General features: G+C 62.3%; 19 protein-coding genes and 1 pseudogene. 9 read left to right on the top strand and 11 right to left on the bottom strand.

Going from position 1 to position 21,100, the window contains the following annotated elements; translation table 11 throughout:
• Positions 1–66 precede the first annotated feature (66 nt).
• Positions 67–711, bottom strand: coding sequence for a maleylacetoacetate isomerase (gene maiA / locus FSO04_RS27790; protein WP_154564554.1), 645 nt, complete (start codon positions 709–711; stop codon positions 67–69).
• Between the two features lie 25 nt (positions 712–736).
• Complete coding sequence (locus FSO04_RS27795) at positions 737–1,435, bottom strand: fumarylacetoacetate hydrolase family protein (RefSeq protein WP_154564555.1); 699 nt, start codon at positions 1,433–1,435, stop codon at positions 737–739.
• Between the two features lie 250 nt (positions 1,436–1,685).
• On the opposite strand from FSO04_RS27795, the gene ybiB reads away from it, so the two are divergent.
• Both ybiB and FSO04_RS27805 read left to right on the top strand, forming a co-directional pair.
• Positions 1,686–2,657: a DNA-binding protein YbiB gene (ybiB, locus tag FSO04_RS27800; RefSeq protein WP_154564556.1), complete on the top strand. Its 972-nt coding sequence runs from the start codon at positions 1,686–1,688 to the stop codon at positions 2,655–2,657.
• 362 nt (positions 2,658–3,019) lie between these two features.
• Positions 3,020–4,003 (top strand): annotated as a pseudogene (locus tag FSO04_RS27805) (2-isopropylmalate synthase); the annotation flags it as partial.
• Between the two features lie 252 nt (positions 4,004–4,255).
• Here FSO04_RS27805 and FSO04_RS27810 read toward each other — a convergent pair.
• Complete coding sequence (locus FSO04_RS27810) at positions 4,256–4,639, bottom strand: nuclear transport factor 2 family protein (protein ID WP_097391220.1); 384 nt, start codon at positions 4,637–4,639, stop codon at positions 4,256–4,258.
• A 43-nt stretch (positions 4,640–4,682) separates the two neighbouring features.
• Positions 4,683–5,246 (bottom strand): acyloxyacyl hydrolase, encoded by a 564-nt coding sequence (locus FSO04_RS27815; protein ID WP_154564559.1) that lies wholly within the window; start codon positions 5,244–5,246, stop codon positions 4,683–4,685.
• 363 nt (positions 5,247–5,609) lie between these two features.
• Here FSO04_RS27815 and rpoH point away from each other — a divergent pair, with 363 nt between their 5' ends.
• The 5 genes from rpoH (at position 5,610) to cydX (ending at position 10,055) form a co-directional block, all read left to right on the top strand.
• Positions 5,610–6,545 (top strand): RNA polymerase sigma factor RpoH, encoded by a 936-nt coding sequence (gene rpoH / locus FSO04_RS27820; protein ID WP_168435870.1) that lies wholly within the window; start codon positions 5,610–5,612, stop codon positions 6,543–6,545.
• 348 nt (positions 6,546–6,893) lie between these two features.
• The gene (gene cydP, locus FSO04_RS27825) at positions 6,894–7,154 is read left to right on the top strand and encodes a cytochrome oxidase putative small subunit CydP (protein ID WP_154564561.1); all 261 of its coding nucleotides are present in this window, start codon (positions 6,894–6,896) and stop codon (positions 7,152–7,154) included.
• Positions 7,144–8,739: a cytochrome ubiquinol oxidase subunit I gene (locus tag FSO04_RS27830; RefSeq protein ID WP_154564563.1), complete on the top strand. Its 1,596-nt coding sequence runs from the start codon at positions 7,144–7,146 to the stop codon at positions 8,737–8,739. Before cydP ends, FSO04_RS27830 begins: the two co-directional genes overlap by 11 nt.
• Before the next feature lie 34 nt (positions 8,740–8,773).
• On the top strand, positions 8,774–9,910 hold the full coding sequence (gene cydB, locus FSO04_RS27835) for a cytochrome d ubiquinol oxidase subunit II (protein ID WP_154564565.1): 1,137 nt from the start codon (positions 8,774–8,776) through the stop codon (positions 9,908–9,910).
• Between the two features lie 28 nt (positions 9,911–9,938).
• On the top strand, positions 9,939–10,055 hold the full coding sequence (cydX, locus tag FSO04_RS27840; RefSeq protein ID WP_154564567.1) for a cytochrome bd-I oxidase subunit CydX: 117 nt from the start codon (positions 9,939–9,941) through the stop codon (positions 10,053–10,055).
• 145 nt (positions 10,056–10,200) lie between these two features.
• Here cydX and nagE read toward each other — a convergent pair whose 3' ends face one another.
• From nagE to FSO04_RS27865, 5 genes are all read right to left on the bottom strand, one after another.
• Positions 10,201–11,979 carry an N-acetylglucosamine-specific PTS transporter subunit IIBC gene (gene nagE, locus FSO04_RS27845; RefSeq protein WP_154564569.1) on the bottom strand — a complete coding sequence of 593 codons (1,779 nt, stop codon included), beginning with the start codon at positions 11,977–11,979 and terminating at the stop codon, positions 10,201–10,203.
• A 97-nt stretch (positions 11,980–12,076) separates the two neighbouring features.
• Positions 12,077–14,641 carry a phosphoenolpyruvate--protein phosphotransferase gene (gene ptsP / locus FSO04_RS27850; protein WP_171925163.1) on the bottom strand — a complete coding sequence of 855 codons (2,565 nt, stop codon included), beginning with the start codon at positions 14,639–14,641 and terminating at the stop codon, positions 12,077–12,079.
• Positions 14,642–14,679: 38 nt separating this feature from the next.
• The gene (locus FSO04_RS27855) at positions 14,680–15,687 is read right to left on the bottom strand and encodes an SIS domain-containing protein (RefSeq protein ID WP_154564628.1); all 1,008 of its coding nucleotides are present in this window, start codon (positions 15,685–15,687) and stop codon (positions 14,680–14,682) included.
• Positions 15,680–16,783 carry an N-acetylglucosamine-6-phosphate deacetylase gene (gene nagA / locus FSO04_RS27860; RefSeq protein WP_154564573.1) on the bottom strand — a complete coding sequence of 368 codons (1,104 nt, stop codon included), beginning with the start codon at positions 16,781–16,783 and terminating at the stop codon, positions 15,680–15,682. Before nagA ends, FSO04_RS27855 begins: the two co-directional genes overlap by 8 nt.
• Before the next feature lie 88 nt (positions 16,784–16,871).
• Positions 16,872–17,606, bottom strand: coding sequence for a GntR family transcriptional regulator (locus FSO04_RS27865; protein WP_054035773.1), 735 nt, complete (start codon positions 17,604–17,606; stop codon positions 16,872–16,874).
• A 374-nt stretch (positions 17,607–17,980) separates the two neighbouring features.
• Here FSO04_RS27865 and FSO04_RS27870 point away from each other — a divergent pair, with 374 nt between their 5' ends.
• Complete coding sequence (locus tag FSO04_RS27870) at positions 17,981–18,907, top strand: bifunctional helix-turn-helix transcriptional regulator/GNAT family N-acetyltransferase (protein ID WP_154564575.1); 927 nt, start codon at positions 17,981–17,983, stop codon at positions 18,905–18,907.
• 89 nt (positions 18,908–18,996) lie between these two features.
• On the opposite strand, the gene FSO04_RS27875 is transcribed toward FSO04_RS27870, so the two are convergent.
• Positions 18,997–19,809, bottom strand: a complete 813-nt coding sequence (locus FSO04_RS27875) for a MetQ/NlpA family ABC transporter substrate-binding protein (protein WP_154564577.1) — start codon at positions 19,807–19,809, stop codon at positions 18,997–18,999.
• A gap of 301 nt (positions 19,810–20,110) precedes the next feature.
• Between FSO04_RS27875 and FSO04_RS27880 the strand changes: the two genes are divergently transcribed.
• Positions 20,111–20,401, top strand: a complete 291-nt coding sequence (locus FSO04_RS27880) for a YciI family protein (RefSeq protein WP_154564579.1) — start codon at positions 20,111–20,113, stop codon at positions 20,399–20,401.
• 66 nt (positions 20,402–20,467) lie between these two features.
• Here FSO04_RS27880 and FSO04_RS27885 read toward each other — a convergent pair whose 3' ends face one another.
• Positions 20,468–21,097, bottom strand: coding sequence for an SCO family protein (locus FSO04_RS27885; RefSeq protein WP_154564581.1), 630 nt, complete (start codon positions 21,095–21,097; stop codon positions 20,468–20,470).
• Positions 21,098–21,100: the final 3 nt, after the last annotated feature.

The raw sequence follows: 21,100 nt of genomic DNA on the forward strand, positions 1-21,100 counted from the left end.
TTCGTCGCAGAACAAGCAGAAAGGGCGCCCCTCACCGAGCGCCCTTTTTTCATTCAAATCACCGCATCATTCCGCGTCGGGCTGAACACCGGGCGCTGCACGAGCGAACGCGTCGATCTGCATTGCGTGCTCGTAGATGCGCTGAATCGTCGGAAACTTCGCCGTATCCACCTTGAAGCGCTGGGCGTTGAATACCTGGGGAATCAGACAGGCGTCAGCCAGTGTTGGCGTGTCGCCGAAGCACAGCTTGCCGGTGCGCGAATCGCCCGCCAGATGTGCATCGAGCGTCGCAAAACCCGCTTCGACCCAATGCTTGTACCACGCGTCTTTCGCGTCGTCGTCGAGACACAGCGTGTGTTTCAGGTATTTCAGCACGCGCAGATTGTTCAGCGGATGAATCTCGCACGCCACCTGCAACGCTACCGAGCGCACATACGCGCGCTCGGCCGGCGTGCCGGGCAAGAGCGGCGGTTCGGGATGCGTTTCCTCCAGATACTCGATGATCGCGAGCGACTGCGGCATCACTTCATTGCCGTCGACGAACGTAGGCACGATGCCGTCCGCATTCACCTTGCGATACTCGGGCTTCAGCTGCTCGCCGCCGTCGCGCACGAGGTGCACCGGTACATAGTCGTACGGCAGACTCTTCAGGTTCAACGCGATGCGCACGCGATACGACGCCGAACTTCGGAAATAGCTGTAAAGCTTCATGTTATGTGTCTCCTCCCACCGTGCTTCAGACGACGCGTACGCTGAGCTCGCCGAGCCCGTCCACGCCACCCTTCATGAGGTCGCCCTGCACCACCGCGCCGACACCTTCCGGCGTGCCGGTGAAAATCAGATCGCCCGGCTGCAGTTCGAACAGCGTCGACAGATAGGCAATCGTCTCGGCCACCGACCAGATCAGTTGCGACACGTCCGAATTCTGTTTTTCCTCGCCGTTCACCGATAACCAGATCGCGCCCTTGCCGACATGGCCGACTGTCGTGACCGGATGGATCGGACCAAGGGGCGCCGAGTGATCGAAGCCCTTTGCGGTATCCCACGGACGGCCCAGCTTTTTCGCTTCGGCCTGCAGATCGCGGCGTGTCATGTCGAGACCGAGCGCATAACCGTACACGTGGTCGAGTGCGCTTTCGGCCGGAATGTTCTTGCCGCCTTTGCCGATCGCCGCCACCAGTTCCATCTCGAAGTGGACGTTCTTCGATAGCGAGGGATAGGGAAATTCGCCGGTCGCACCCGGCGCGACATACAGCACGGCATCGGCCGGCTTGGCGAAGAAGAACGGTGGTTCGCGGTCAGGATCGTGCCCCATCTCACGCGCGTGCGCCTCGTAGTTGCGGCCCACGCAGTAGATGCGACGCACCGCGAACTGCTCGCTGGACCCCACGACCGGCACCGCAACGACCGGTGCGGGTGCAAATACGTAACTCATCCCGTTCTCCGTTTCTGGATTGTGCCGCGCCCGCGCGGCGATAAAACATCGAGTGTAACGCGCGGCAAAGCGCCGCGCAGCGGATCGGCACCGGCACGCGCGGACCGGCGATTCCGCCGCATCGTCTCACGGGATCGCCGGCCCGCCGGACCGCCTCGCCGCTATAGATGCGATACTCACACTGGATAGCGTCCTTTGAATTCCCCGGCCGACCGCCCCAAGGCGGCACGCCCCCGTCCCACTGCGCCCGATGACCGACACCGCCGACACCGCCAATCTTTTCCCCTGCGCCCGCTATATCAAGGAAATCGGCCGCGGCCCGAACGGCGCCCGCGCGCTGACCGCTGAAGATACGCGCACGCTTTACACCGCGATGCTCGACGGCCGCGTGGCCGATCTCGAACTCGGCGCCGTGCTGCTCGCGTATCGCGTGAAAGGCGAAACCGCAGACGAACTCGCCGCCATGCTGGCCGGCGCGCAGGCGTCGTTCGAACCGCTTCATCTGCCGCACGCGGCATTCCGGCCCGTGTCGATACCCACCTACAACGGCGCGCGCAAACAGCCCAACCTGGTGCCGCTGCTCGCGCTGCTGCTGGCACGCGAAGGTGTGCCGGTGCTGGTGCATGGCGTCACGGAAGATCCGGGCCGTGTGACCAGCGCTGAAATCTTCACACATCTGCAGATCCCGCATGCGCGATCGCACGCCGACATCGAAGACGGTCTCGCCGAGCGTCGTCTCGCGTTCGCACCGATCGAAGTACTCGCGCCGAAGCTCGCGCATCTTCTTTCGCTGCGCCGGCGGATGGGCGTGCGCAATTCAACGCACACACTCGTAAAAATTCTGCAGCCGTTCGCGCCCGCCGGGCTGCGGCTCGTGAACTACACGCATCCGCCGTATCGCGACAGTCTCACGCAGCTGTTCAACACACACCCGGCCGCCGCGGAGGGCGGCGCCCTGCTCGCGCGCGGCACCGAAGGCGAAGCGGTGGCCGACACGCGGCGCCAGGTGCAAGTGGATTGGCTGCACGACGGCATCTGCGAAACGCGCGTGCCGCATGAGCGCTCGTCGCCCGACGCGCCTGAAGTCGACTTGCCCGAAGCTCGCGACGCAGCGACCACGGCTGCGTGGATCGACGCCGTGTTGCGCGGCGAAGCGCCTGTCCCGAGCGCGATCGAACGGCAAGTGGAGCTGATCGTCGACGTCGCGAAAATACCCGTGTGATGCGCGCGGCGTGAGTGCAACGCAGCGCTTGCGGCATTGCATTCACGCGCCAGGACGGCGGCCCCGGGTTGACATGCCGCTGCGAGCCGTCATACATTAGACCTATGCGTTCCCTTCCGAACACCCTCCGAATTACCTCCGGCCGCCTAGCGCGGCCCCTATCGCTACGTCTAGCGTAAGTCAGACGTAGCGCCGCGCGTTGGCAGCCTGAATCACCCAGATTAGTTGCCCAAAGCGCGGTCCTCAAAGCCGTTCCGCAGTTCCCCGCAGTTACTGTCTCACCCCCGACCGTAGTTCTTCACAACCTGTAGTCGTTTGCGTTCGTCCGTTTACCCTTCGGACGAAGCGCGAGGGTCAATTTCATGTTGCGCAATCCCGCTGAAAAATACCGTCCCTTTCCCGCAGTGCGCCTCACCGGGCGCAAATGGCCGAGCCGCACGATCAACCACGCGCCGATCTGGATGAGCACCGATCTGCGTGACGGTAATCAGGCGCTAATCGAGCCGATGAATGCCGCACAAAAACTCGAATTCTTCGAGATGCTGGTAGCGATCGGCTTCAGGGAGATCGAAGTCGGCTTCCCGTCGGCTTCGCAAACCGACTTCGATTTCGTGCGCAAACTGATCGAAGAAAACCGCATTCCCGACGACGTGACGATCGAAGTGTTCGTACCCTCGCGCGCCGAACTGATTGCGCGCACGTTCGAATCGCTGGAGGGCGCGCCGCGCGCCATCGTGCACCTGTACAACGCAATCTGCCCGTCGTTTCGCAAGATCGTCTTCAACCAGTCGAAGGACGAAATCAAGGCACTGGCTGTGGAAGGCACGCGCCTCATCAAGGAACATGCGCAGGAGCGGCCCGGTACGCACTGGACGTTCCAGTATTCGCCCGAAACCTTCAACACGACCGAACTCCCGTACGCGCGTGAAGTATGCGACGCAGTTGCTCAGACGTGGCGGCCCACGCGCGACCACAAGATGATCGTCAATTTGCCCGCTAGCGTCGAGGCCGCGACACCCAACGTGTTCGCCGACCAGATCGAATGGATGGACCGCAATCTCAGTTATCGCGACAGCATCGTGCTGTCGGTGCATCCGCATAACGATCGCGGCACCGCCGTGGGCGCTACGGAACTGGCGCTGCTGGCGGGCGCGGATCGCGTCGAAGGATGTCTGTTCGGCAACGGCGAGCGCACGGGCAACGTGGACCTCGTTACGCTCGCGATGAACCTTGACGCGCAGGGCGTCGACCCAGGCCTCGACTTTTCGGATATTGGTGCGGTGCGACGCGTGGTCGAGCGCTGCAATCAGATTCCGGTGCATCCGCGGCATCCGTATGCGGGCGATGCTGCAGAGCGGCCGGTGCGGAGCGATCAGGATCTGCAGCGCGTCGCTGCCTGAGTGGCTTGAGGCGGGGCGGAGCCGACCGTCGCGGTTCAGACCGCGTTCGCGGCGGCGCAACTGCATCAAAACCCGCCCGGCCGAACCCACCAGGCGGCAAATTCAGCATGGGTGGTGCGACCCGCCTGCTCGTGCCGTTCGAGCGCTCACAAGGCGCTCACCAACTGCGACCCGCGAAACGAAGTGGGCTCACAAGGCTCACTCGATCGCGCAACGCGTCGCCTGCCAGGCGATCAGGCGCCATTGCCCATCTTCCTGTGTGTGAATCGCCGTGTACGCGATCGGAAACAGCAGCGCGCCGTTGTTCGCTTCCATTTCGATCAGTGCGCGCCCGGTGACGACGCAGGTCTCGCGCCCCACCGGCAGCACTTCTTGCGACTGCACCTCGATCTGCCGATAGCGGCGGCGCCCTGCGGTAATACCGTCGATGAACTGTCGCTTCGTTTCACGCTTGCCGTTCGTATGGACATAGCTCACGTTGTCCGCGAGCAGCGCATCGAGCGACTGCCCGTCGCCGTCGACCATCGCACGGAAGCGTTCTCGCTCGAGCCCGCGAATCGCTTCGATTATCTTTGCCGCCATTGCTCAGCCCCTTGCACCGGTGAGCCGAACGTGGCCACGGTCGTCAGAAGTTATATTGCAAATATAGCTGGTGGAAATTTATACCAGGATTCGGCTCTTTGATACCGCCGTTGGAAATATGCTGGAAGCGATAGCCCGCCTCGTACTGCTGGCGACTGCCGAATTGCAGGCCGACTCCCGCCATGGGGGCGAACTGGAACGCGGTCGAGAGCGTGAGGTCAGTCGCGATTCTCGGACTCGTCAGAAGGCGGATACCGGCGCCCGCTTCGACGTAAGGGCGAATCGCACCCGCTCCGTCGATGAAGCGAATGATAGGCGTCACACCGATCTCGCCGATGTTCTCGTGCACATTCCCTTCGTCGGTATGCCACCAGGCCACGTGCGCTTCGCCGATCAGCGAAAAGTGCCAATCGCCGATCTGCCACCACGTCAGATTCGGATCCCAGACCAGGCCGAGATCGAGCTTTTTAATGTGGTTATCTCCCAGGCCGCCGGCGATCTGCACGCCGAACTGGTCGGCTGCCGCCAGTCCCGAAGCGCCAAACAGGATGGCCGCCGAAGCGCCTTTTAGAACCAGACCACGCAACGCATTTTTTTTGTTCTTCATCGCACACCCGAGCTAGTCGAACGTTGGTCAGTAGATCACTGTCCCGTTTATTCTAAAGACAATGTACATCCCGCGGATCGTATGAAGAAAGCAAAATTTCCGCAATTAGTCACTTCTATTTTAGAAAATATCGGTCATTTATAAGAATGAAGGCGTTTTGTCAGGTAAATCCTGCGACCCGCACACATCTGGCCGTAGAGGTATACCATTACTATCAAAATCTAAATTTCAATAGGAATTTGCGGAACTTGGATGTCCCTACAGCCTCTAAGTATTAGCACTCGGCAAATCAGAGTGCTAACATCCAACGCTGGAGTCGTTTACCTGAATACGCTTTTGTCTGATTCCAAAGGAGTTTCCTACGTGAGCCATGCAATGACCCTTCCGAGTACTTTGAGCCCGTCATCGGCTAAGGCCGCTTCGGCAGGTGCACTGGCGCTCTCGCATTCCTCGCTGCTGCCCGGTCAACTGGGCAATATCGACGCCTACATCCAGGCCGTAAATCGGATTCCGATGCTGACGCCGGCGGAAGAACGCCAGTTCGCCACCGAATTTCGCGAGCAGGACAACCTCGGGTCCGCGCGCCGTCTCGTCCTGTCGCACCTGCGGCTGGTCGTATCGATCGCGCGCAATTACCTTGGTTATGGACTGCCGCATGCCGACCTGATCCAGGAAGGCAATATCGGCCTGATGAAGGCCGTGAAGCGCTTTGACCCCGAGCAGAACGTACGCCTCGTGTCGTACGCCATGCACTGGATCAAGGCTGAGATCCACGAATACATTCTGCGCAATTGGCGGATGGTGAAGGTCGCCACCACCAAAGCGCAGCGCAAGCTGTTCTTCAACCTGCGCAGCCACAAGCAGGGCCTGGGCGCATTCACGCCGGACGAGATCGAAGGTCTTGCCAAAGAGCTGAACGTGAAGCGCGAAGAAGTGGCCGAGATGGAAACGCGCTTGTCCGGCGGCGATATCGCGCTGGAAGGCCAGGTCGAAGACGGCGAAGAGTCGTACGCGCCGATCGCCTACCTCGCCGACTCGCATAGCGAGCCGACTGCGGTGCTGGCTTCGCGTCAGCGCGACAAGCTGCATAGCGACGGTATCGCGAGCGCGCTGGACGCGCTGGACGCCCGCAGCCGCCGCATCATCGAGGCACGTTGGCTGAAGGTGGAAGACGATGGTTCGGGCGGCTCGACGCTGCACGAACTGGCCGACGAATTCGGCGTGTCGGCCGAACGTATTCGCCAGATCGAGGCGAGCGCAATGAAGAAAATGCGCGGCGCGTTGAGTGAATATGCGTAACACTTAAAGCTTGAGTCGTGCCGGCTCGTCTGGCGCGCGCTGTTTAGCTGCAGAGCCCTGCCCTCGCAAGAAGGCAGGGCTTTTTTGTGCCCGCTCGACAATGCCTGCGCTCAATCGAAGACTCACGCGCACTCACTCAAGGACATGCCCACCAAACACGTGTTTCTTGACGTATCACAAACCCCATAGCAATACTGTTCAGACGGCGTGACGTTCGCGACCCAATGCCGCAGTGCCGAACTTACGCGCACTAGGTCATTGCTCCTAGAATCGGGATGAACTTGCCAGGCCCCTGAAACGGCCTGGATCCAGCCGGTTAAACCGGTGTGAAGTTGCCTTCTACCGATCATGACCATAGCCCTGAATCGCAATAACAACCCTCGCTCGAGCCTGCGCAAACGGCTCGCCGCCTGGGTACGCGGTCCGACGCTGGCGCGGGATATCGCCATCGTCCTCGCCATCAAATTCGTACTGCTGATGGCGCTCAAGTACGCTTTTTTCAATCATCCGCAGGCGGAGCATATGTCGCTGCCGCCTGAACAAGTCGCGCAGGCGCTGCTGTCCGTGCCTGCCTCGCATCCGTCCCAAGGTGGTCAACATGCCCGTTAGCGAAGTCGTAGAACTGTCGCGCCTCCAGTTCGCCATCACGGCGCTTTATCACTTTCTGTTCGTGCCGCTCACGCTCGGTCTGTCCTGGCTGCTCGTCATCATGGAATCCGTCTATGTAATGACCGGCAAGCAGATCTACAAGGACATGACCCAGTTCTGGGGCAAGCTGTTCGGCATCAACTTTGCGATGGGCGTCACCACCGGTCTCACGCTGGAATTCCAGTTCGGCACCAACTGGTCGTACTACTCGCACTATGTCGGCGACATTTTCGGCGTGCCGCTGGCCGTTGAAGGGTTGATGGCGTTCTTCCTCGAGTCGACCTTCGTCGGCCTGTTCTTCTTCGGATGGAAGCGGCTCTCGAAAGTGCAGCACGTGGGCGTCACGTTCCTCGTCGCGCTAGGCTCGAACCTGTCGGCGCTGTGGATTCTGGTGGCCAACGGCTGGATGAACAATCCGGTCGGCGCCACCTTCAACTACCAGACCATGCGCATGGAACTCGACAGCATCTTCTCGGTGCTGTTCAATCCGGTCGCGCAGGTGAAGTTCGTGCACACCGTATCGGCCGGTTACGTGACCGCTTCGATGTTCGTGCTCGGTGTGTCGTCGTGGTATCTGCTGAAGCGCCGCGACACCGAGTTCGCCTTGCGCTCGTTCGCTATTGCCGCCGGCTTCGGTCTGGCCTCGACACTGTGCGTGATCGTGCTCGGCGACGAATCCGGCTACCGCACCGGCGAAGTTCAGCAGGTCAAGCTGGCCGCCATCGAATCCGAATGGGAAACGGCGCCCGCACCCGCGCCCTTCACGATCATCGGCATTCCGAATCAGAAGGAAGAACGCACCGACTATGCGATCCGCATTCCGTATGCGCTCGGCCTCATCGCCACGCGCTCGATCGACGAACCGGTGGTCGGCCTAAAGGAATTGATGGCCCAGAACGAAGTGCGCATCAAGAACGGGATGCTCGCCTATGCCGCGCTGCAAAGGCTCAAACAGGGCGACGCCACGGACGAAGTCAAAGCCGCCTTCGACGCGCACAAGGAGGACCTCGGCTACGGCCTGATGCTCAAGCAGTTCACCCCGAACGTCACCGACGCCACGCCGGATCAGATCGTGCAGGCCGCCAAGAAGACGATTCCGCCGGTGGCGCCCGTGTTCTTCTCGTTCCGCCTGATGGTCGGCCTCGGCATCCTGTTCCTTGCGACCTTCGTACTGGCGTTCTGGTTTTGCGCGCAGCGCTCCCTGCTGCTGGAGAAACGCCGCTGGTTCCTGCGCTGGGCAGTATGGGCAATTCCGTTGCCGTGGCTCGCTGCTGAATTCGGTTGGATCGTTGCTGAAGTGGGCCGTCAACCGTGGACCATCGCCGGCATTCTGCCGACCGCGTTGTCCGCATCGAGCCTAACGCCGGGCGATCTGTACCTGAGCATTGCCGGCTTCGTCGTGTTCTACACGGTGCTGTTCATCATCGAAATCATGCTGATGTTCAAGTACGCGCGACTCGGGCCTTCGTCGCTGCACACGGGGCGCTATCACCACGAACAACAACAGCCGCTGAATCAGTCGCTGCCGACCAACACGGCCGCATGATTCGCCGCCACTCTGTTCCAAGGGAAAGATCATCATGGATTACGCAACCCTCAAACTGATCTGGTGGGTGTTGATCGGCGTGCTGCTGATCGGCTTCGCGCTCACCGACGGCTTCGACATGGGCGCGGCGATTCTGCTGCCGTTCATCGCGAAGACCGACGCCGAGCGACGCATTGTCGTCAACACGGTCGGCGCGACGTGGGAAGGCAATCAGGTGTGGCTCATCACAGCGGGCGGCGCGATGTTCGCCGCGTGGCCGCTGGTTTACGCCGCGTCGTTCTCCGGCTTCTACTTCGCGATGCTGCTGGTGCTGTTCTCGCTGTTTTTCCGGCCGGTCGGCTTCGACTACCGCAGCAAACGTGAAGACCCGCGCTGGCGCAGCGCATGGGATTGGGCGTTGTTTGTCGGCGGCTTCGTCCCGGCGCTGGTGTTCGGCGTGGCGTTCGGCAACCTGCTGCAAGGCGTGCCGTTCTCGTTCGACACCGATCTGCGCGTCACGTATCACGGCAGTTTCTTCGCCCTGCTCAACCCGTTTGCTGTGCTGTGCGGGCTCGTTAGCGTGTCGATGCTGGCCGCTCACGGCGCAGCCTTCGTGAAGATGAAGGCAGACGACGTCGTCGCCGAGCGTGCGTCGCTGGCGCTGCGGATCGCTTCGCTCGCCGCCGTGGTGCTGTTCCTGCTTGCCGGCGCGCTGATCGCCACGATGATCGGCGGTTATCAGATCGTCGATGCCGCGCCGCTCGATACGGTGGCCAACCCGCTGCTGAAGAACGTGATCGGCGCACCCGGCCTGTGGCTCACCAACTACGCAAACTATCCGTGGATGGTGATCGCGCCGGTGGCCGGCCTCGTCGGTGGCGTGCTTGCCTTGTTGCTGGCGCGCTCGCGTTTTGAAAAGAGCGCCTTCCTGGCGACCTCGCTGATGATCATCGGCGTGATCCTGACGGCGGGCTTCTCGATGTTCCCATTCATCATGCCCTCCTCGCTCGATGGCCGCAGCAGCCTGACCGTGTGGGATTCGACCTCGAGCCGCATGACGCTGCAGATCATGCTGATCGCCGTGATCATTTTCCTGCCGATCGTCCTGATCTACACGAGCTGGGTGTATCGCGTGATGCGAGGCAAGGTGACCGCCGCGGCGCTCGAAGAAAATCACCATTCAATGTATTGATCAGGAATACAGATAACAGGAGTTTGTGATGTGGTATTTCAGTTGGCTTCTCGGCATTGGCGTGGCGTTGGCGTTCGGCATTATCAACGTGATGTGGCTGGAAACGCGCCGGCCTTTGGAAACGAGTAAGCAGAAAGCACGTTGATGGAACCGCTGCCGGTCGCGCGCCGTTAGGCTCAAGCCGGTAAACGCAAAGCGGCACCTTGATTCAAGGTGCCGCTTTTTTATTGCTGCGTCATCGGAACAGAAGCGCAGTAATGGAGCGGCGCAGGCCGCTCCTCAACGTTGCATTACGCAGGCTGCGGCGCCGTACCGGCACCCGTATCGGGCGACAGGTGTGTCGCCAGTTGTGCGGCATAGCGCTGGGCTGCGTCGCCGACTACGATATGGAACGTGTCGGCCGAAACCCACGCCGTATCGAGCGTAGCAAGACGCTGACGATCAACCGCAGACGGATCGCGAACCACGATCCGCAGACGCGTTGCCGCCACGGCATCCAGCGACACGACGTTGCCCGCGCCGCCGAACACGGCGAGCCAACGCAACGGATCCGGGTCGAGCGGACCGCCCTGAGCACCGCTTGCAGTCGCCACAGGAGCCGCAGCGACAGCAGGCGCAACGGCAGCCACCGGCTTCACCGCATCGCCACCACCTTGTGCGATCACCGTGCGAATTTCATCAGCGATGATGTCCGCTTCCGGTCCAATAATCACCTGCACATTGGTCGAGCCGCGCTTGAGCACACCACGCGCACCAATCGTCTTCAGTTCGCTTTCCGAGACCTTGCTGGCATCGACCACCGACAGACGCAGACGCGTCGTGCAGGCATCCACCACCGACAGGTTCGACGCGCCACCCAGCGCGGCGATATAACGCTGTGCGCGCGGCACGGCGGCACCCGCCACCGGCGACACAAAACCGCCAGCCGCAAACGACTCGATCTGTTCTTCTTCTGCAGCAGGTTCACGACCCGGCGTTGCCATGTTGAACTTGCGGATGAAGAAGCGGAACAGGCCGTAGTACACGACCATGTACACGAGGCCGATCGGAATCGCCCACCAGCCCTTGGTCGACAGGCCGTAGTTCAGCACGTAGTCGATAAAGCCAGCCGAGAAGGTGAAACCGAGATGAATCCCAAGCGCCGAGCAGATCGCCAGCGACAAGCCCGTCAGCACCGCGTGGATCGCATACAGCACCGGCGCGAGGAACATGAAGCTGAATTCGATCGGCTCGGTCACACCCGTCAGGAACGAGGTGAGCGCCATCGACGCCAGCAGGCCGAACACCATTGCGCGGCGCTCTTTCGGTGCCTCGTGATACATCGCGAGACAGGCAGCCGGCAAGCCGAACATCATGACCGGGAAGAAGCCCGTCATGAACGTGCCTGCAGTCGGGTCGCCCGCGAAGAAGCGATGCAGGTCGCCCGTCACCGCCGCGCCACCCGGCGGCGTGAAATTGCCGAACACGAACCACGTCAGCGAATTGAGGATGTGATGCAGCCCCGTGACGAGCAACAAACGGTTCAGCACGCCGAACACGAACGCGCCGAGCGCACCCGCAGTGGTCAGCCAATGGCCGGCCGTATCGATGGCGCCTTGCACCGGCTGCCATACGTAACCGAACACAATGCCTATCGCCAGACAGACCACACCGGTGACAATCGGCACGAAGCGTTTCCCTCCGAAGAATGCGAGGTAGTCGGGCAGCTTGATGTCTTTGTACCTGTTGTACAGCAAGCCCGCGACGATACCCGCCACGATCCCGGACAACACGCCCATATTGAGCTTGTCGTTGATGTCCTTCATCACCGCGATTTCGATCAGATAACCGATCGCGCCCGCGAGACCTGCCACGCCGTTGTTGTCTTTCGCGAAGCCGACCGCCACGCCGATTGCGAACAGCAACGGCAGGTTGTCGAAGATCGCGCCACCGGCGTCGGCGATCATCTTGATGTTGAACACATCGGGTTGGCCCAATCGCAGCAGCAAGCCGGCAACCGGCAGCACTGCAATCGGCAGCATCAGCGCGCGTCCCAGGCGCTGAATCTTCAGAAACGGATTCCCATCCATTGACACCTCCAATCCTTGTCTCGTTGTCGACAGTCGTCGTTGAGTTTTGTAGCGATACGTCCTGACTATGCGAAGCTGGTTGCGGACTGTGTGGGGTTCAGTCCAAAGGCCAGGTTTCGCGGCTTACTGCTCTTACCGCCTGCGCCGATTCGAGCGCCAGTGCATCCTGGGCGCGTTGACGGCACAACTGATAATCGAGGTTGCGCACACGCGCCTTGATGCCCGGCACCGACACCGGATCCACCGAAAGCTCGGTCACGCCGAGGCCGACGAGCAGCGGCATGGCCAGCGGATCGCCCGCCAGTGCGCCGCATACGCCGACCCATTTGCCATGTTTGTTCGCGCCCTGCACGGTCGCTGCGATCAGACGCAGCACCGCCGGATGCAAGCCGTCCGCTTGCGCCGCGAGATCGGCCTGGCAACGGTCCATGGCGAGCGTGTATTGCGTCAGATCGTTGGTGCCGATCGACAGGAAATCCGCGTGTTGCGACAGTTGATCGGCGAGCAACGCGGCCGATGGCACTTCGATCATCACGCCGACTTCGATCGGTTCAGTACGACCCGATTCGCGGGCGAATTCGTCGATGCGTTTGCGGATGCGGATCAATTCACCCACGTCGGTCACCATCGGCAGCAGGATGCGTACGGCGCCGAGCGGTTGCACCGCGAGCAGGCCGCGCAACTGATCGTCGAGCAGATCCGGGCGCACTTGTGCGAGGCGGATGCCGCGCAGGCCGAGTGCCGGATTCGGTTCGGGCGGCAGCGTCAGGTAATCGACTTCCTTGTCCGCGCCGACGTCCAGCGTGCGGATGATCGCGGTGCGGCCGCTCAACGCTTCGACGATGGCCTGATAGCTCTGGCGGTGTTCGTCGATGGTCGGTGCCGAGGCGCGGTGAATGAACAGCAGTTCGGTGCGCAGCAGGCCGACGGAATCGGCGCCGTTGTCGACGGCGGTTTTCGCGTCGTCGAGCGTGGCGATGTTCGCGGCGACTTCGATCGCGCGGCCATCGGAAGTCACGGCCGCCTGTTGCGACGTACGGCGGTTCGCTTCGCGCACGCCGGCGAGGCGGCTGCGCTCAAGACGTGCACGTTCGACGTCAAGCTCGGTCGGCGCGAATTCGAGACGGCCGGTTGTGGCGTTCACCACCACTTGCGTGCCTTCGGGGATCGCGTGCAATGCATCGCCGACTGCCACCAGCGCCGGAATGCCGGCCTGGCGCGCAAGAATCGCCGCATGCGAAGTGGCACCGCCACGCGACATCACCAGCGCGGTGACGCGCGTACGATCCAGCGACGACAGATCCGACGGCGTGAACTCTTCAGCCGCCAGCACAGCTTCTTCCGGCAGCGTGCGCGCCGCCGCATTCGTATAACCGAGCGCGCGCAACACGCGCTTTTCGATGTCACGCAGATCGGCGGCACGTTCCGCGAGCAATGCGTCTTCGATATTCGTCAGGATGGCGATCTGTGCGCGGATCGCTTCGCGCCACGCAAAGCCCGCACTCTTGCCGAGGCTGATCAGATCGCGTGCGGCGTCGACCAGCGTGGGATCTTCGAGCAATACGCGATGCACCGCGAAAATGCCCGCCTCGCCCACCGCACCGCGTTGCGACGCATCGCGCACTGTCGTACCGAGGTCGGCGTCGACGGTGGCAATCGCCTTGTCGAGCAACCGGCTTTCAGCCGCCGACGTGCCGTTCGCCTTTTCCGGCGGATCGATGTCCGCATCGTCCCAGCGCACCAGCTTGCCGACCGCGACGCCCGGCGACGCGCACACACCCGCGAGCGTATTCGGCTCGAGCGTTTCGCCCGCGGCGTGGGCAACTGCTTGCGGCGCCGGCGAACTTTGTCGCGCCGGCTTCTCTTCGACTTCGCCGTGCGCTTCACGCGTCAACTCGTGGGCGATTGCTTCGATCGCGGCTTGGGCTTGTGGCCCAACGCCGAGCAACTCAACAGTCGCACCTTCGCCCGCGCCGAGACCGAGCAAACCGACCACGCTCTCGATCGCCGCCTTGCGCCCTTCATAACGCACTTCGACACGCGCATCGAAACCGCGCGCCGCTTCGCGAGCGCGCGCTGCCGGACGTGCATGCAGACCGCCCGCGTGGACTAGCGTGACTTGCTGACGGGCTTCTTCGGTCACGTTGGTGGCGCTCGCCTGGCGCGATGCGTCCGCCGCTTCGCCGCTGCGAGCACGCAGCACCAGCAACGGCGTTTCGCCTGCCTTCAGCATGCCGTCCTGCGCACGCTCGACAATCTCGAACGCATCCGAATTGGCAATCGCGATCACCGAGACGAGACTCGGCGCATTCAGCGCGACCTGGTCCTGGTCGAACTCGATCAGGATGTCGCCGGTACGCACATGTGCGCCTTGCGCGACCATCGGCGCAAAGCCCTTGCCATTCAGTTCGACCGTATCGATGCCGATGTGCAACAGAATCTCCACGCCATCGGCCGTCGCGAGCGTGACCGCGTGACCAGTGCGTGCGAGATGGGTAATGGTGCCGTCGCACGGCGCGACGAGTCGCCCCTCGAGCGGATCGATGCCGATACCATCGCCGAACATGCCGCCCGAAAACACAGGGTCGGGCACGTTCGCCAGCGGCACGACCGGACCGGTCATCGGCGCGAGCAAAACAATATGGCCTTCAGAATGGCTCATCAAGCGGGACTCCTCGACACGTCGCATCTGATTTCTCGTCAGTGAGTTTCGGTGACTTTGTTGAGATGGCGTGGCGCGTCAGGATTGCGCCCGCGAGCGGCGGCAAGGCCGGCAGCCATCACGTAAAAGGACAGGATTGCGGCGATCGGATCGAGCGCCGCATGAGCGGTGGTGGCGAGCGGCAGGGTCGCTTCCGGCACGTCGGCCGGCGCGGCGAGCAACACGCGGGCGCCGCGCGCCTGCATGTCGCGCGCGAGTTGCAGCAAGCCAGCCTGTTCGGGACCGCGCGGTGCGAAGACCAGCAGCGGATAGTCGCGGTCGATCAGTTCCATCGGACCATGCCGCACTTCCGCGCTCGAAAATGCTTCGGCCTGAATGCCGGAGGTTTCCTTCAATTTCAGCGCGGCTTCCTGCGCGATCGCGAGGCCCAGACCGCGGCCGATCACGATCATGCGTTCGACGCCACGCAGTTCGTCCACTGCCTTCGACCAGTCGAGCTTGCCCGCGGCTTGCAGTGCGTCGGGCAGCGTCTTCAACGCGCCGAGCAGTGCTTCGTCTTTCTGCCAATGCGCGACCAGTTGCGCGGAAATCGACAGCATGGCGATGTAGCTCTTGGTCGCCGCGACGCTCAGTTCCGGACCGGCCACGAGCGGCAGGTGAAATTCGCAAGCGTCAGCCAGCGGCGAGCTTGGCGCATTCACAGCGGCCACCGTCAACGCGCCGGCCTTGCGCAACGCTTCCATCGTGCCGACCAGATCCGGGCTCTTGCCCGATTGCGAGAACGCCAGCGCGAGCTGATTGCGCACTTGCAGCGGCGCTTGCTGGAGCGTCGCGACCGACATCGGCAGCGAGGCGACCGGCACACCGAGGCGGCTCATCGTCAGGCTTGCGAAGTAACTTGCTGCGTGGTCCGAGCTGCCGCGCGCGACCGTCAGCGCAACATGGCGCGGTTGCTGGGCGAGCTTCGCCGCCAATGCTTCCACGCGCGAGGTATCCCTGAGCTGCGCGGCAACCGTTTCAGCGGACGCCAGCGCCTCTTTAAGCATATTCGACAATTGATTCTCCTTCGACGTAAGTCGCGGTCAACGCCAGTTCACGATCGAACACGACCACATCGGCCCACGCACCGCGCGCGATGCGGCCGCGGTCTTCGATGCCGAGGTAGTCGGCGGCGTAGCGCGACAAACGGTTTGAAACATCGGCGATCGGCAAGCCGATCGATACGAGATTGCGCAGCGCCTGATCCATCGTCAGCGTGCTGCCGGCGAGCGTGCCGTCGGCGAGACGCACGCCGCCGAGGCACTTCGTCACATGCTGGCTGCCGAGGCGGTATTCGCCATCGGGCATGCCGGTCGCCGAGGTGCTGTCCGTCACCACATAGAGACGCGGGATCGCGCGCAACGCGGCGCGGATCGCGCCCGGATGGACGTGCAGCAAGTCGGGAATGATTTCGGCGAATTCAGCGTGCGCGAGCGCGGCGCCGACGAGACCGGGATTGCGGTGATGCATCGGCGACATCGCGTTGAACAGATGCGTGAAGCCACACGCGCCGTGCTTGAGTGCGGCGACAGCGTCGTCGTAGGTGCCGAGTGAATGGCCAAGCTGCACGCGCACGCCGCGCGCCGCCATCTCGGAGATGATCTCCATGTGGCCGGCGATTTCCGGCGCCAGCGTGACCACGCGAATCGGCGCGATCGACAGATACTTCAGCACTTCATCCATCACCGCGGACACAGCGGCGTCTGGTTGCGCGCCGAGCTTACCGGGGTTGATGTACGGACCCTCCAGATGGACGCCGAGCACGCGCGCACCGCCTGGCGTGCGAATGCGCGCGTTATTGCCAAGCTCCGCGACGACACTCATCAGCTCGTCGCGCGGCGCGGTCATCGTGGTGGCGAGCAGGCTGGTCGTACCGTAACGCGCATGCGTGCGGGTGATGGTTTCGATCGCGTCGCCGCCTTCCATCACGTCGGAGCCGCCACCGCCGTGCACGTGAAGATCGATGAAGCCGGGCAGGATGTACGGCGCGTCGTTCTTCGACGGATCGGCGCGTTCGCCTGTCAGCGTCGTGATGCGGCCGTTTTCGTATTCGAGCGTGCCGTGAATCCACCCATCGGTGGTGAGTATGTTTCCGGTCAGCATGAGTCTCTCTGGTGAGGCGTAATGCGGGGTGTGACTGAATTGCGTTCGGCTGTGCCGCACGTGACGGCGGCCCACTCGGGTGCGCCAATCAGGTGCGCAATTCAGCGACAAAGTCGTAGTAATCGTCGCGGCAATAGGTGTCGGTCAGTTCGATCGCACGCTGGTCCGCGCTATACCCGATACGGGTAATGACCAGCAGCGCCGAGCGCGGTTCGATATCCATCAACGAGGCGATTTCGCTCGAAGCATTGACCGCGCGAAAGTGCTGCAAGGCGCGCACGACGGCAGCGCCACGTTGTTCGAGATAGCTGTAAAGCGACACACCGATAGCCAGCGGATCGGGCACGATCGCCGCGGGCAGCGCCGAATGTTCGACCGCCATCACGATGCCGTCCGCGCGCCGCAGGCGCCGCAGGCTCGTCACCGCCGCACCGGGCGACAGGCCGAGGTGCACCAGCTCATCACGGTTGGCGGCGCGGATATCGCGCTCGAGCCACACCGAATCCGGCCGGAAACCACGTTGCTGCATCTTCTTCGTGAAGCCGGTAAGCCGCGACAGCGGATCTTCGACGCGTGGCGTGATGAAGCTGCCCGCGCCTCGCGCCCGGCGGATCAAGCCTTGCTCGACCAGCAGCTCGATCGCCTTGCGCGCGGTGATGCGCGACACGCCGATCGCATCCGAGAGCGTGCGTTCCGAAGGCAGCGCCTCACCCGCCGACCACACGCCGCAGTGGATCGCCGTCGCCAGATTGCGCGCGAGCTGGAGATAGAGCGGCGTGACGTTGCGAGCGTCAGGCATCAGTGCGGACCAGCGAGTTTCCATGGGGCTCCGGCGGTCGTCTTGAAGAGTGCGGCCTACGAAAATGAGAGCCCATTATATAACCAACATAATACCAGTCAATCAACTGGTTCCATTCTGGTATGGGTTGACGGAAAGCCTTGCTGGATAGGCGTCAGAGGGTGATTTGAGGGCTTCGGAGAGCGGTTTACAGGGATCGGGATTTACCCGTATTCGAGATGCCGGACGGCATCCGGGTGGTCCATATTGGTTCTCCTCCTGCCCAGAGAGACGCCCCAAAATCCATACCTTTCTGATACCACTTTGGTACGCCCCTTGGCCGCGCGGCTTTTTTAATGGGTTCCGTTCCAATATAGTGGCGTGTAGCAAGCCATAAAAATTCCCCCGGGGAGCAGCATTTGACAGATTCCGAGGCGCTGCGGCGTGCTCAGGCCGTCCGCCATTTCAACCGCTTCTATACCCAGCTCATCGGCGCTCTGCATGAGCATCTGGCAAAGAGCGCCTTCTCGCTGACGGAAGTGCGCGTTCTGCACGAACTGTCCCGCGGACGCGCGCAGACAGCCTCGGTGCTCGGGCGCAACCTCGGCCTCGACAGCGGCTACCTCAGCCGCCTTCTGACGAGTTTTGAACGACGCAACCTGATTACGCGGCGCCCGTCCGACTCGGACGCGCGCCAATCGCTGATCGCCCTCACCGACAACGGCTACGCGGCCTACGCACCGCTCGATACGGCGGCGATCGAAGAAGTATCGGCGTTGCTGAACGGCCTCACCGCGCTTTCCCAGGAACACCTGATCGCCGCGATGAAAGTGATCGAGCGCTTGCTCGACAGCAAGCCGCAGCCCGAACTCGTGATCCTTCGGCAGCCACGCGCCGGCGAGTGCGGCTGGCTCGTGCATCGGCAGGCGCAGTGGTTCGCCGCGCAGTACGGCTGGGATCAATCGTTCGAAGGCTTGCTCGCGCGCGTCGTCGCCGATTATTCGCAGCGCAACGATCCGGTGCGCGAGATGTGCTGGGTCGCCGATCAGGAAGGCATCGTAGTCGGCTCGGTGTGCATCGTCGGGATCTCGACGACCGTGGCAGGCGTGCGGCTCTTATGGGTCGAGCCGGATGTGCAGCGCCTTGGCATCGGCACACAATTGATGAGCGAATGCGTGCGATTCGCGCGGCGCGCGGGGTACACCAAACTCACGCTGACCACAGCCAGCACGCTCAAGGAGCCGCGCCGGCTATGCGAGCGCGCCGGCTTCCAGCTCGTCTGTACGACGGCGGAACGGCGCTTCGGCAAGGATCTGATGATCGAGCGGTGGGAGTTGGAGTTGTAGGGTCGCCAAAGAATGCGCGACGCAAAAAAAAACGCCACGGTTTGTCACTGTGGCGTTTTCGTTTTGCGAAGCAGGTTAAAGGGTGCCGCTTAGAACGACGGCACCACCGCCCCCTTGAACTGCGTCTTGATGAACTGGCGCACGTCTTCCGACTGGTAGGCCGCGACCAGCTTCTTGACCCACGGCTTGTCCTTGTCCTGCGTGCGCACGGCGATCAGGTTCGCGTACGGGCTGTGGATATCTTCGAGCGCGATCGCGTCTTTGGTCGGCTGCAGACCGGCGGCCAGCGCGAAGTTCGTGTTGATCGCGGCAGCGTCGACGTCCGACAGCGAGCGCGGCAGTTGTGCTGCGTCGAGTTCGAGCAGCTTGATCTTCTTCGGATTCTCGGCGACGTCAAGCGCCGTGGCGTTATTGCCGTTCGTGCCCGCGCCGGCCTTCAGCTTGATGACGCCTTGCGCCTGCAACAGCAGCAGCGCGCGGTTCTCGTTCGACGGATCATTCGGTACCGCGATCTTCGCGCCTTGCGCCAGATCCTTCAGCGACTTCAGCTTCTTCGAATAGATGCCGAGCGGCGAAATGTACGTCAGGCCCGCATTGACGATCTTGTAGCCACGTTGCTTGACCTGGCTGTCGAGGTACGGCTGGTGCTGGAAACTGTTGGCATCCAGATCGCCGGCGTCGAGCGCGGCGTTCGGCTGCACGTAGTCGTTGAATTCGACGACCTTCACATTCAGGCCTTCGCGCTTCGCCACTTTCGTGACGACTTCCCAAATTTGCGCATCCGGGCCGCCGATGGTGCCGACCTTGATGACCTTGTCGTCGGCGTGTGCGCCGAAACTGGTGACGATCGCCGCGCTGGCGATTACTGTCGAGAGGGCTTTGAGGATGTTTCTGCGCTGCATGTAATTCTCGCTTGTTCTGATCGATGTCAGATTCGGGTGGAAGCCGGCGGCAGGCATCTTGTGGACGCGCCGCCAACTGGACCGCAAATGGTCTCATACGCCCGGCGAGATGGGAAATATCACGATCGCATATGGTTATGCCCCTGCAACGGCGCGGTTGATGCGCGACACACTCGCCGTATCTTGTAGACGTCCCGTCTGATCTTGCAACGAAGCCGCCAGCGGGTCGGCTGCTGACAGATAATCGAAGGTCGTTGCCCGCAAATCCGTGCGGCCCATTCAATCGCTTACGAGAACGCTCATGTACGTCATCAACCTCATCTACACCGCATCGCTTGACCGCGTCGACGACGCGCTCGAAGCACATCGCGCGTTTCTGACACAACAGTTCGAAGCAGGAGTATTCGTCGCCGCCGGACCGAAGGTGCCGCGCGACGGCGGCATCATTCTGGCGGTACGCATCGAGCGCGATAAGCTGGATGAGATTCTTGCCAGCGACCCGTTCGCCGAGCAGAAGCTCGCACGTTACGAGGTGACGGAGTTCAAGGCGACGCGCCTCGCGCCGGGAATGAATTTGCCGATGCCGGCTTGAGGACAACTGCGAAGGAAATTGAATACGGGCGCGCGGCAGACGCGCGCGCCCATCTGCATCAATGCATCAATCGAGCAGCAGCTTGATATCGTGCACCCACGGCGTAGCGCCCTGGCCGTCACGCGCGAATAGACGCAGCTTGCCGTCCGGGTCGAACACATAGCTCGCCGCGGTGTGGTCCATCGTGTAGCTATCGGCTGTCTTGCCCGGCACTTTCGCGTAGTACACGCGAAAGTCTTTCGTGATCTTGGTGAGCTGCGCCTGGTCAGCCGGACGCAAGCCGACGAACGTCGGATTAAACGCGGGCACGTATTGCGCGAGCAGGGCCGGCGTGTCGCGGTCGGGATCGACGGTGACGAACAGCACCTGCACGCGCTTCGCGCCTTCCGGGCCGAGTTGCTGCAGCGCTTGCGAAAGCTCGGCCATCGTGGTCGGGCAGACGTCCGGGCAATGCGTATAGCCGAAGAACAGCACCACCACCTTGCCCTTGTAATCCGCCATTGTGCGGACCTGGCCGGTCGTGTCGGGCAGCGAGAAATCGCTTCCGAATTGCGTGTTGCCGGTGATGTCGAGGTTCTGGAACGCCGGCGGCTGCTTACCGCAGCCGGCCACCAGCAACGCACCACCAAGTGCGCAAGCCATCACAGTGACACGCGCGGCGGCACGCGCCGTGCGCACAAAGCGTTGTGTAAGCATGGG

Origin of the sequence: Paraburkholderia madseniana (assembly GCF_009690905.1) — a bacterium.
In the GTDB taxonomy this organism is placed as follows: domain Bacteria; phylum Pseudomonadota; class Gammaproteobacteria; order Burkholderiales; family Burkholderiaceae; genus Paraburkholderia; species Paraburkholderia madseniana.